This window comes from Flavobacterium odoriferum, assembly GCF_025499515.1.
Taxonomy (GTDB): Bacteria; Bacteroidota; Bacteroidia; order Flavobacteriales; family Flavobacteriaceae; genus Flavobacterium; species Flavobacterium odoriferum.
This window is the reverse complement of record NZ_JAMKFA010000002.1, coordinates 31064-43408: the sequence shown is the minus strand read 5'-3', so window position 1 is coordinate 43408 and position 12345 is coordinate 31064. Positions and strand designations below refer to the sequence as shown.

Here is a 12345-nt window from a genome sequence, read left to right as displayed (position 1 = left end):
TTACAGTTTATAGTAATCAGATTTTTAATTTCTTTGGGTTTTGTCTTGTGTCGAAAACAGCAACCACTACAATATGCTTTTCATTATAATGATAAAAAAGTGTATTCTGTTTTGTAACCACACACTTTCTAAATTTAACATTTTTACTTGAAACAGGAAATGATTCTGGACTTTTTGCTACAATTTTCAAAACTAAATGTAGCTTATTCACAAAATCATCTTTAACTTTCAAATTCCATTTTAACACCAAATATTCAAAAAGCTGATTCAATTCATTTTGAGCTCTTGGCGTTATTACAATTTCTCTCATTATTTCAAATGCGGCTTGATAAAATCGTCAAAAGAAGAAAACTCTCCCTTTTCATATTGCTCCATTGATTCGTTTAGAATGTTTTGTTGCTCTTCAGTTAAATCATCCCACCAATCTTTCTCTTCTTTTTGAAAAATTTTTCTAATAGCTTGTAACACCGAAGGGTTTTCTGTTTCCATCAGCATTCTCATAAGCTCTAATTTTTCTAATCGAATGTCCATATTCATTGAAATCTATGGTAAATATACAAATTATTTTAATTGATTTGCACCATTCCCAATTTGATCACAAATATACTGACCATTTTGACAATAGCCAACTAATTCATCTTGAATAAATTGCAATACATTTTCCTTTACATTTTCGGGATATAAAACATGAACATTTGCACCTGCATCTAACGTAAAACAAACTGGAATTTGCGTTTCATTTCTAAATTTCCAGATTTTATTGATGATTTCCAATGTATTGGGTTTCATCAAGATAAAATAAGGCATTGAAGTCATCATCATAGCATGTAAAGTCAAAGCTTCGCTTTCCACAATTTTGATGAATTCTGCCACATTTCCTGATGATAAAATCGCTTTTATTTGGGATAAATTTTCGTGCGCTTGAGTAAAACGTCTTTCTGCATAAGGATGATTGTGCATTAAATCGTGCCCAACCGTACTCGAAACTTGTTTTTCACCTTTATCTACCAATAAAATTGTGTCTTGATAGTTTTTAAAATTGGAATGGATTTCTGAAAATTCAACACCAAATATATCTGAACTTCCATCAATTTCGGCATGATTACCCCAAACTACTACTTCACCTTTAATACTTCTGCACGCGCTTCCACTTCCTAATCTTGCCAAAAATGAAGCTTTTGAATAGAAATATTCGTCAGAAATAGTTGGATTAATAGCTTTTTCCAAACTCATAATATTCATTGCTAAAGCTGCCATTCCAGATGCCGAAGAAGCAATTCCTGAACTATGAGGAAAGGTGTTTTGGGTATCAATTTTAAAATGATATTCCTTTAAAAACGGACAATATTGCTCTATTCTTTCTAAAAATTTTTGAATTTTTGGCTTGAAATCTTCTTTCGGTTTTCCTTCAAAAAGCAAATCGAATGAAAAACTATTGTTTTCCGATTTTTTTACTACTTCTAACTTCGTAATTGTTTTACAATTGTTTAACGTAAAACTTATTGAAGGATTGGCTGGAATTTGGTTTTCTTTCTTACCCCAATATTTCACTAAGGCTATATTACTAGGTGCACTCCATTCAAAACTTGCAGAATCAATGGAATTATATGAGGTTGCGATAAAATCTTTTTCGATAAGCATAGCTTAAAATTTTGACAAAAATACCGATTTTGATTGATTTGTTCCCTTGATATTTCGTTAATTTGCCTATAAAATTGAAAACATGAACAAATATCTTAAAATTATATACTGTGTTACCATCTGTTTAGCTGTTGGTTACTTGTCGAGCAACGTTACGCAATCAAGCATCACTACTTGGTATCCAGAAATTAAAAAACCGAGTTTTAATCCGCCAAATTGGGTTTTTGCACCGGTTTGGACCATGCTTTTCATCATGATGGGAATTGCCGCTGGTATGGTTTGGAACAAATTAGAAACCAACAAAGAATTGGTTAAAAAAGGATTATTATTTTTTACTATTCAATTACTTTTGAACGCTTTGTGGTCATATTTGTTCTTTGGATTGAACAATATTTTATTGGCTTTAATCGAAATTATTTTGCTTTGGTTAATCATTTATGAAACGTACCATATTTTCAAACAAATAGATAAAAGAGCGAGTTATTTATTGATTCCGTATTTAGCTTGGGTTGGTTTTGCAACGATTTTAACGGGTAGTATTTTTTGGTTGAATCGATAATAAAAGTTTTTATTTAACGATATTCTCAGCCACAATAAATCCGCCTGTCCAAGCATTTTGGAAGTTGAATCCACCTGTAATTGCATCGATATTTAAAATTTCGCCTGCAAAATAAACGTTTGGTAAAATTTTGCTTTCCATGGTTTTGAAATTAACTTCTTTTAAATCGATTCCGCCAGCAGTAACGAATTCTTCTTTAAAAGTACTTTTTCCGTTAACGTGAAATTCGCCATTCGTAAGCTGTTCAATTAACGAACTCAATTGTTTTTTATTTATATCTGCCCATTTGGTTTCCTCTGAAATTCCTGCTGCTTTTACGAGGTTTTCCCAAAGGCGTTTTGGCAATTCGAAATGTGCGTATTTTGAAACTAATTTTTTGGCGTTTTCTTCTTTGATGTCTTTCAACAAATCAAGCGCTTCTTCAAAAGTAGTTTCGTTTAACCAATTGACTTGAATGGCAAACTGATATTTTTTCTCAGCTAATTCTCTTGCTCCCCAAGCAGAAAGACGTAAAATTCCTGGACCGCTCATTCCCCAATGCGTAATCAACAAAGGTCCAGACGCTTCTAATTTGGATTTCTTAACCTTTACAGAAGCAATCGCAGAAAGCCCCATTAAATCTTTGATTCGAGGATCTTTGATGTTAAACGTAAACAAAGACGGAACGGGTTCTATAATTGAATGACCCAAATTTTGCAACAATTCCCATATTTTAGGATTACTTCCGGAAGCCATTACGATTTTCTCACAAGTAAAAACTTCTTGCGTTGTAGTTACTTTCCAATGGGTTTCGGTTTTGTACAACTCTTGAACACTGTGATTAGTTAGAACATCAATTTTTAGCTTTTTAACTGCTTCCTGAAAACAATCGATTATCGTTTGAGAAGAATTAGAATCGGGAAACATCCTTCCATCGTCTTCAATTTTAAGTTCCACTCCATGTTTTTCGAACCATTCAATCGTATCACCTGAACAAAACTGGTTAAATGGTCCTTTTAATTCGCGTTCACCACGAGGATAAAATTTCACTAAATCATTTGGTACAAAACACGCGTGTGTAACATTACATCTTCCACCACCCGAAATGCGTACTTTTTCTAAAACACTTTTTCCTCTTTCAAGAATAGTCACTTTTAAGTTTGGATTTTTCTCTACAATGTTGATTGCTGTGAAAAATCCGGCAGCACCTCCGCCAATAATAATGATGTCGTATTTTGAGTTCAAATGATTTGTTTTTGCAAATATCGTTATTATTTTAACAATGCATTGGTTCTTCTAATCGATTCGTTGTCTTTATAATCTAACCAAGCTTGGCCTTTTCGTTTTCGCATCCAATTATCATAATATCTAATGATTGCAATATTTAAAAAGCCTTTGAATAAATTACTTGGCCGACCGGCTAATGAACGTAAACTCAATGAAAAACCAGGTGTTTCATATTTCATATAATGCCACCAACCTTCTGGCATATAAAGCATTTCACCATGTTTGAGATTTGTTTTATATGGTTTTACGTGTTTTAACGCTGGGAATTTTTCGTAATCTGGATTATCAAAATCAATATCTTCATTACAAATCCAAGAATAAGGCAAACGATACATATATTTTGTTTCTTTTGGATCTACCAAAATACACTGTTTTTCACCTGCAAAATGTATGTGGAAAATATTCGGAAAATCGATATCGTAATGCATAAAAACCTTTGCACCTTGACCTCCAAAAAAAACTAATGGCAAGCTTTTTAAAAGTTTAATCCCAAGATTAGGCCACTTCATTTCTGATTTCATTTGTGGCACTTCTTTCATTAAATTATACAGAAAAATACGTAAATCTGTTGGTCCTTTTTCAAGAATATCAATGTATTCTGACATCGTCATTGTAAAATCTGGTTCGTTTACTTTTTTGGTATAATCTGTTTTACGACCATCATACAAAGGCACATTTTTATCACCTGCAACTTCTCGCAAATAATCAAAATTCCATTTCGAGAATGCTGGCCAGTCATCTATTTGATTAGTAATAACAACTGGACGTTGAGGCTTGTAGTAGTTTTCTATAAACTCTTTTTTTGAAAGCTTTTCTACTCGTTCAATTTCAAAATATTCAAATCCCATAGCCCTCTTTTTAATATTTAATAAATAAAGGTAAGTTAGAATAAATCAGTAAGCTATAAATAACGAGTTTTTTAATAAAATGTTGTGATTTTGAGATGTAATTATTGTAAAACAAAAACCCTACTGAAAAAATCAGCAGGGCTTTATATGAGATTTTAAATCTGAAAACGTTTTTAGTAAATCGCTTTTTTAACAACTTGTTTTCCGTTTTCTAATGTGATGTAAATAATTAATCCACTATTTGTTTTTTGAATCGAATTAACAATTTGTGATTGTGTATTTACATTTTTATTTTGATATAATTTTCTTCCTAACACATCATAAATTTCTATTGCTGTAATGTTTTCTTTTAAAGATGAAACAGTTAAGCTTTCGTTTGAAACAACAAAAACTGTGTTTGTATCATCAATAAAATCTTCATTTCCTAAAACAGAATTTGTATATCTTAACACAAATCTCGAATTATGAATACCTTGAGTTGCATTAAAACTATATGGATTCACTCTTAAATCATGAATAATTCCAAATTCTAAATCCTCTAAATAAATATCTTGAGTTGATGATGCAAAAATTCCGTCAACAGCTCCAATTGCAATAGTATAAGAACCCGTTGAAGGGATTTTTACTCCCATAGGAACTTTGTCTAAATTATCAAAAGGTACAGGTCTTCCTTGGATTGTCATTACATCTTCATTGATAATTGAATAGAAATTTTGAGCACTTTTGTAATCTGTTATTGCATCAAACATTCTATCTCTTCCATAAGTTGCATCTGTAACATAAGCTACTAGAGTTCTAGTGGTTTCATTTGTAGGACTTACTAAATCCAACCAAATTCCGTGTCTCTCAGATGGAGCAATAGCTGTTGTTTGACTTGCAGTATTTATTCTATAAAACTGACTATTCGAATACTCTTTATCTCGCATTGAATTATTAAACAAAGCTGTTGATGTAGTTGCGGCTCCTGCGTCCATTAAAACAAAGAATCCTTGTCCTGCGCCAATTACGCTTAACGTTCCTGGTCCACTTGTAGCTCCTGCTCCATTTATTGCTACATAATCAGAAGCTGTATAATTGGATACAAAATTATCATAGAACGGATCTGCTATTGCTGTACTTGGTAAAGTGCCATGTGTCCAAAGTCTCACAAAACCATCCAATTGTGTATTAGCTGTTAAGAATGAATTGATGCTAATTGCAGATGGATATGGATTTCCTAATAAGTTCCAGTTGTCATCAGTAGCTAATCTCATGATGCCGTTTGGGCCTGTAGAACCAGCTCCTAGATCACTTCCTCTGGCAATTGTAGGCGTATAAACACCATTTCTTGGTAAACCAATAAAGTTTCTATTCAACACACCTCTCATAATATAACCTAAAGCTGGTTGCATTGCTGTATTTGTAGCTGATACCCAATTCCCTTGTCCTCCATTTGGATTTGCTACAGTTGTATTCCAAGTGTAATTATATCCTGATGCTGGTGTAGAAACCCCATTAACAGGTGAAGACCAATATACGTAGTCTAAAGCAGCTCCTGTAGTGATTCTTTCGTATGAAATGTTTCCAGTGTTAACACCTAAGTCATTAATTTGTACCAAGGAACCGTTGTTTAATATATTTAATGTACCATTCACAGTTACATCATTTTGAATATTAAAATAGTGCCCAGAAGTTATTGTTGCGGTAAATCCAGTATTTACAACTATACTACATGCATCTATATCTCCATTTGTTGTAGTATTATAGGTGCCATTTATTATTGCTAATTTTGTTAAGTCTGGAGTTCCATTTGACCAAGTTGTGCCATTCCAAGTTGTCGCACTTGTATCTGTGATTTTTATAGCATTACTTGCTGTATAACAAGTGGCTGTATTTTCTCTAATTTGACAATAATATTGGTAGTCTATCACTCCAACAATTGAAGAAATAGTTAAAGAAGCTGTTGTTGCACCACTATAAATTCCTCCATCTGTAACAGCTGTCCAAGTTGCGCTACCTGGTGCAGCAAAAAACCACTGATAAGCTAATGCATTTCCTCCTACAAATCCTTCAGTTCCAGCAGTAGTTAAAACCACCGATGTAGCGCTACAAGATGGCGTGTATGATGGATGAGTTGTAACTGTTGGAGGTGTATTAACTGGAGGAACTAATCCAGCACTTGGAATACATTGGCCCGCAATTAAAGGTGTTGTAGCCCAATCTGCAGCAACAAAAGTTGTTCTAGCGCTCAATGTTCCCGCATTTCTTACCATATAATATCCAGGACCAGCAATATATGCATGCACATCATCAATAACAATAGTCCCTGCCGCGTTTCTTAATTGAATTTGATCATTTTCGTTAAATCCAGCACTTAAATCGCCATTAGTTGCAGTCCCACAACTAGCAGCATCAACCGTAATCACTCCTAAAGCTCCTGGAGCAATTGTTCCAGTTAAAGTAGCATAGTTAGACATAGCACCGCCGTAGTCTCCAGCTCTATAAATACTATAATCTGCCAAATTAACTGTTGTTGCAGTACCATTATATAACGTTATAAATCCACCATCACCAGATTGCTCATCGTGTAATTCATATATTATTAAATCAGTTGTAGAGGCTCCTTCACATGAAGTCACATCACTTGATATAATTGTGTAAACATTATCAATTGCACATGGTTGAGTATCTCTTACAGACAACATTCCTGTTGTAGCTCCTGCTGGAATAATAGCCACAATTTGAGTTCCTGAATTAGAAACAATTGTTGCATTAACACCTGAAAAAGTTACTGTTGCCCCTGTTAAACCAGTCCCATTAATAGTAACTTCTGTTCCTACAGGTCCGGATGTTGGTGTAAAAGTGGTAACCGTATGAGTAGGAATACAAGCGTTTACAACCTGAACAGTATAATCTTCCGTTGAACCATATGTAAATGTGCCACAAGGATTAATTGTTCCTAATGTACCACCTTCTGTTTGAACAATTCTCATTCTATAATTTCCAATTGGTTGCCCTCCTGGAACGTTAATTGTAAAGTTTTGAATTACATTTCCACCAGAAACAGCAACTAATGCTGTACCAATCATTTCATTAGCATCAAGAAAATCGCCATCGTTATTCCAATCAATCCAAACTCCTCCTGCGCCATCATATTGCGTTCCTCCATCACAATCTCCAAATTCAACCGCAACCGTATAAGTTCCGCCAACTTGTAAATCAGCACTCATGGCTGTGTAATTATTTACACCTGTAGTACAAGCATTTGTTGTATTATTTGAAATTGTAGTAGAATATCCTACTAACGTAACATTTTCAATTTCAGAATCAGCTGTATTAGTAGCGCCTGAAGCACAATATGCTAAAGTTGGTGTACAACTTACTTCTACACCATTACTCCAATTTAAATCGTTTCTAGTAAAAATTTTAAATCTGTATGTTGTTCCATTTGTCAATCCAGTCACTGTTACAGATGTACCTGTTCCTTTAAAAACAGTAAACCCACCATCGAAAGCTGTTCCTGAACCAAAAACAGCATTATCAGTATAAGTACCACCATTCCCTGTAGGAATTGCAGCAGTAAACGTTCCGTTAGTAGCAAACACCAATACATTGTCACTACATCCTGCTGGAGCTGTCCAGCTAATTGTTGCGGTACCATTTTCACATACAGAAGTAACTGCTCCTGTTACATTATTTGGAATAGCACTTTGAATTGTATGTGTTCCACTAGCAAAAGCTGTTCCCGATTTATTCCCTAACACAAATGTTAAATCTGCTGTTGTAATAGCGTCTACAACAATTGTATTTCCAGCTGTTGAAGTACATGGAATATCTGTTGTAATAAAAAAGTATCCTGTGCTACCGTTTGTAATTAATCTTGTAAAACCAGTAAAAGTGTGTGCTCCAGTTCCTAAAGCAGCTGTTTCGTTATCTAAAGTTGTATCAGTTGCACTATTAAAAGTCGCATCTGTTGAATACCACAATTTAAAGTTTGTAATATTTGAAGCCGCATAACTTCCCGAAGTATTAAAAACTACATTATTTAAAGTAGCGTCAGCATTAGTTACTGCTAAGTTAAATGCGTAAATAACGTTATTTGTAGTTCCTTGTGTTATGTTAGATGCTGCAACAGCAGGATTAGAAGAACTCAACACAATATTAGGTGTTGCAAATCCATTTCCTGTGATTGCAAAGTTATATGGATTTTCATTTACATCATCATTCACAATTGATATCTCAGCATTATGAGCACCTACAATTGTTGGATCAAAAGTTACTTGAAACGTTGTTGAACCTCCAATAGCAACAGTTGCTGATGGCGGAGTTGTTACTATGAAATTAGTACCATGAGTACCAGTAAACGAAATCGCACCAATATTCAAAATAGCAGTTCCTGTATTCTGAATAGTAAATGTTTTTACAATTGTTCCGCCTGCAATGTCAGCCGAACCAAAATTAGTATCATCACCTACAATTGGAGTAGTATCGCCATCAAGAATCGTAATTGAATTTCCTTGTACATTTATTTCAGGCATTGGTGGTGCACATGAGTTAGCATGAGTCCCTAAATCTGAAATATAATCCATTGCAAAACCTGTCCATTCTGTTGCTGGATTAAAAGCATCTGCTCCATTAGCATCTCCTATTTGAATTGCAAAGTTTCTTATTATGGTATTATCTTCCGTTGATTGATTTCCTGCACCCCATTGTGTTCCTGGATCAGTACCTATTTGTCCAATAATATCGATGTTTACTCCTGCTTTTCTTAAAGCAATAGCATCATCTCCATTAAAAGTCATTCCTCCTGTAGTTTGGTTTGACAATGCTAAAATTGCAGCAGATGCTCCTGAATTACTAACAACATGGGTACCATAAGCAGGAATTGTTCCTGTTAACGCAAATGTTCCAGATACAGTAGCACTTCCATTAAAATAATAGGCTAAATCGTAAGTAGCTAAATTAATTGGCGCTGCTGTTGGATTATAAATTTCAATAGCTTTATTATTACCACTTCCTTCTATATATTCTGAAATAAACAAATCGGTACAACCTGTTGGAGCAGCCGTTACATTGATTTGAACTTGATTTGAAGTTATAGTTCCACAAGCAAAAGTAGAAACACAAACTACGTAATAAGTTCCTGCAGTAGCAAAGTTAGGCACATAAGTAGTTCCTGTTGCACCCCCGATTAAATTAGTATACGGTCCGCCACTAACTGTTGCATAATACCATTGTCTTGAAGATGGTGTTGATGTTTCTGTTACTGTTAAGGTAGTACCATTTGTACTTTCAAAAATATTTTGAGTGGCTACTGGAGCTATACTATTGTTAGCTAAATTTATCGTAAAAGCAGCCGTATTTGAACCTGTTACTGCTGGTCCGTTAGAGACAACTCTAATTAAATAACCCGTTCCAGTTGCAGTATTTGCCGGTATTGTTGCCGAAATTGTACCGCTATTAGCATCACTTACAAGTGTTCCTATGTTTACTGGAGAAGCAAAACTTCCTGCAGCGTTTGATAATTGTGCGGTATATGTATTACTTGTAAAAGTTCCTGAACTTGTAAAAGGCACTGAAACCGATACTCCAGCTGAAGCCGTTACACAAAACGGACTACCTACAATTGGAGTAGTTGTCGTGATGGTGTTTGAGGACAAAACATTCCCTGTTAATGTAACATCGTCTATTCTGAAATTATTTCCAGAGTTTCCTGCATTTACATTCTTAAATATTTCTATAAAAACATTCGATTGATTATCAAAAGCTACTGGCAAAGCAATTAAACCAGAAGCTGTACATGAAGTGCCAGGCGTGTAAGAACTTCTAATAGTAGTCCAAGTAGAACCATCCGTACTTGCTCTAACTAAAAAAGTGGAAATTGCTGTATTTGATGCTCTTTCAACATATGAAAAGTTCAAAGTATTGTATCCTGTAGTATTAACTGTAAATCTATAACCATCATTTGTGTTCCATGCTGAATGAGTTACAGAGCCTGCGCCATTACATGTACCTGTTGCAGATGTTAGTGTGCCAATAACCGAATAAGCTGGAGTACCAACAGCATTATCTACCGAAGGAGTAGTTCCTCCTTCAAAATCGAATTGAAAAATTGTAGTCTGTCCCCATCCTAAAACAGAGCAAAATAACGCAACAATAAATAATTTTAATTTCATAATTTTCATAAACAGGGGTAGTTAAAAAATGGCTTTTGACATAAAAAAAGCCGACAAATTTATGCAAATTTATTTGATTATCAGTATTTTTGCTAATAATCTTGCTTAAGAAATCGTTAAGAAATTGGAAAACAAAAACGCTGAAGCCCTATCTATTCAACAAATACAAGGAAAGTTAGAATATTACTGCGCTTATCAAGAACGCTGTTACAAAGAAGTAGAGGAAAAATTGTATTCGTTTAAAATTTCTGCTGCAGAAAAAGAACAAATTTTAATCTATCTTATCGAAAATAATTTCATTAATGAAGAACGTTTTGCGCAAAGTTTTGTTCGTGGCAAGCATAATTATAAATTTTGGGGTAAAAACCGCATTGTAAACGAACTGAAATTTCGAAATATCTCTTCACGCATCATCACAATTGCTTTAAAAGAAATTCCTGAAGCCACGTATTTAGAAAACTTCCACCAATTAGCCGAAAAACATTGGAACAACATCACCGAACGAAAAGGTCCAAAAAAAAACAAAAAGTTCGTCGATTTCTTGCTTCGTAAAGGCTATGAAACGAGTTTAATTTATGAGAAGCTAAAAGAGTTGGAAGTGGGGAGTTAGAAGTGGGGAGTTGTTACACAGAGCCACAAGAAGTCAACACAGCGTTTCACATAGATATAGTTATGTCCCTTATGTGGTTTAGAAAACTTTGCGATTCTTTGCGAAAAAACTTTGCGTGGCTTTGCGTTAAAACATTTGTATCACAATAAAATCGTACTTTTGCAAAAAAATAATCCATGCTAGAAAATAAAGACCAATCAAGAACCAGTTTATCGCAATTAGGCGAATTTGGCTTAATTGAACACTTAACTAAAAATTTTAGTATTACTCACGAGTCTACACTTAAAAGCATTGGTGACGATGCTGCAGTATTAGATTTTGGCGATAAAAAAGCCGTAATTTCCACCGATTTATTAGTAGAAGGCGTTCATTTTGATTTGGCTTACATGCCTTTAAAACATTTAGGATACAAAGCCGTTGTTGCCAATGTGTCTGATATTTGTGCCATGAATGCTACTCCGACTCAAATTACAGTTTCGGTAGCAGTTTCGAATCGTTTTCCTTTGGAAGCTTTGGAAGAGTTATTTGAAGGCATTACGTTAGCTTCTAAAATTTACAATGTAGATGTAATTGGCGGCGATACGACTTCTTCTCAAAAAGGATTAATTATTAGCATTACCGCTATCGGAGAAGCGAATTTAGAAGATATCGTATATAGAAACGGCGCAAAAGAAAACGATTTATTAGTAGTTTCTGGAGACATTGGAGCTGCTTATATGGGATTGCAAGTTTTGGAACGTGAAAAACAAGTATTCCAGGTAAATCCAAACAACCAACCAGTTTTAGACGATTACACGTATTTAATCGAGCGTCAGTTAAAACCAGAAGCACGTAACGACATTAAAGAATTATTAAAAAAATTAGAAATAAAACCAACCGCTATGATTGATATTTCGGATGGTTTGTCATCGGAGATTTTACATTTGTGCAAACAAAGTAATGTAGGTTGTAATTTATACGAAGAGAAAATTCCGGTTGACCCACAGTTGATTAGTGTGTGTGAAGAATTTAATTTGGACATCACAACTGTAGCGTTAAGCGGTGGCGAAGATTACGAATTGCTTTTCACCATTAAAATGGAAGATTTTGATAAAATCAAAGGGAATCCAAATTTCACCGTAATCGGACACATAGTTGCCGCTACCGAAGGAAATCATTTAATCACAAGAGCAAATACTAAAATTGAATTGAAAGCTAGAGGCTGGAATGCTCTTGAAAGTTAGAATTTAGAATTCTTAATTTAGAAAATATAAAAACCTCAAATTT

Annotated in this window: 9 protein-coding genes; 3 read left to right on the top strand and 6 right to left on the bottom strand. The window is 34.3% G+C overall.

The window, feature by feature from the left end:
* Window positions 1–16: 16 nt before the first annotated feature.
* The 3 genes from M9Q43_RS02785 to mvaD are packed head-to-tail and all read right to left on the bottom strand — an operon-like array spanning window position 17 to window position 1641.
* On the bottom strand, window positions 17–310 hold the full coding sequence (locus M9Q43_RS02785) for a type II toxin-antitoxin system RelE/ParE family toxin (protein ID WP_153200580.1): 294 nt from the start codon (window positions 308–310) through the stop codon (window positions 17–19).
* Window positions 310–537 (bottom strand): hypothetical protein, encoded by a 228-nt coding sequence (locus M9Q43_RS02780; protein ID WP_262317461.1) that lies wholly within the window; start codon window positions 535–537, stop codon window positions 310–312. The genes M9Q43_RS02785 and M9Q43_RS02780 overlap by 1 nt, the downstream gene beginning before the upstream one ends.
* Before the next feature lie 24 nt (window positions 538–561).
* The gene (gene mvaD, locus M9Q43_RS02775) at window positions 562–1641 is read right to left on the bottom strand and encodes a diphosphomevalonate decarboxylase (RefSeq protein ID WP_262317460.1); all 1080 of its coding nucleotides are present in this window, start codon (window positions 1639–1641) and stop codon (window positions 562–564) included.
* Window positions 1642–1723: 82 nt separating this feature from the next.
* Between mvaD and M9Q43_RS02770 the strand changes: the two genes are divergently transcribed.
* A complete protein-coding gene (locus M9Q43_RS02770; RefSeq protein WP_262317459.1) occupies window positions 1724–2200 on the top strand; it encodes a TspO/MBR family protein in 477 nt (158 codons plus the stop codon).
* Between the two features lie 9 nt (window positions 2201–2209).
* On the opposite strand, the gene M9Q43_RS02765 is transcribed toward M9Q43_RS02770, so the two are convergent.
* The 3 genes from M9Q43_RS02765 to M9Q43_RS02755 all read right to left on the bottom strand — a co-directional run bounded on the left by M9Q43_RS02765 (window position 2210) and on the right by M9Q43_RS02755 (window position 10469).
* On the bottom strand, window positions 2210–3424 hold the full coding sequence (locus M9Q43_RS02765; protein ID WP_262317458.1) for a BaiN/RdsA family NAD(P)/FAD-dependent oxidoreductase: 1215 nt from the start codon (window positions 3422–3424) through the stop codon (window positions 2210–2212).
* Window positions 3425–3450: 26 nt separating this feature from the next.
* Complete coding sequence (locus M9Q43_RS02760; RefSeq protein ID WP_262317457.1) at window positions 3451–4314, bottom strand: cupin-like domain-containing protein; 864 nt, start codon at window positions 4312–4314, stop codon at window positions 3451–3453.
* A gap of 173 nt (window positions 4315–4487) precedes the next feature.
* Window positions 4488–10469, bottom strand: coding sequence for a lamin tail domain-containing protein (locus M9Q43_RS02755; RefSeq protein WP_262317456.1), 5982 nt, complete (start codon window positions 10467–10469; stop codon window positions 4488–4490).
* Window positions 10470–10593: 124 nt separating this feature from the next.
* Here M9Q43_RS02755 and M9Q43_RS02750 point away from each other — a divergent pair, with 124 nt between their 5' ends.
* A complete protein-coding gene (locus M9Q43_RS02750) occupies window positions 10594–11079 on the top strand; it encodes a regulatory protein RecX (protein WP_262317455.1) in 486 nt (161 codons plus the stop codon).
* 176 nt (window positions 11080–11255) lie between these two features.
* A complete protein-coding gene (thiL, locus tag M9Q43_RS02745; RefSeq protein WP_262317454.1) occupies window positions 11256–12302 on the top strand; it encodes a thiamine-phosphate kinase in 1047 nt (348 codons plus the stop codon).
* Window positions 12303–12345 lie beyond the last annotated feature (43 nt).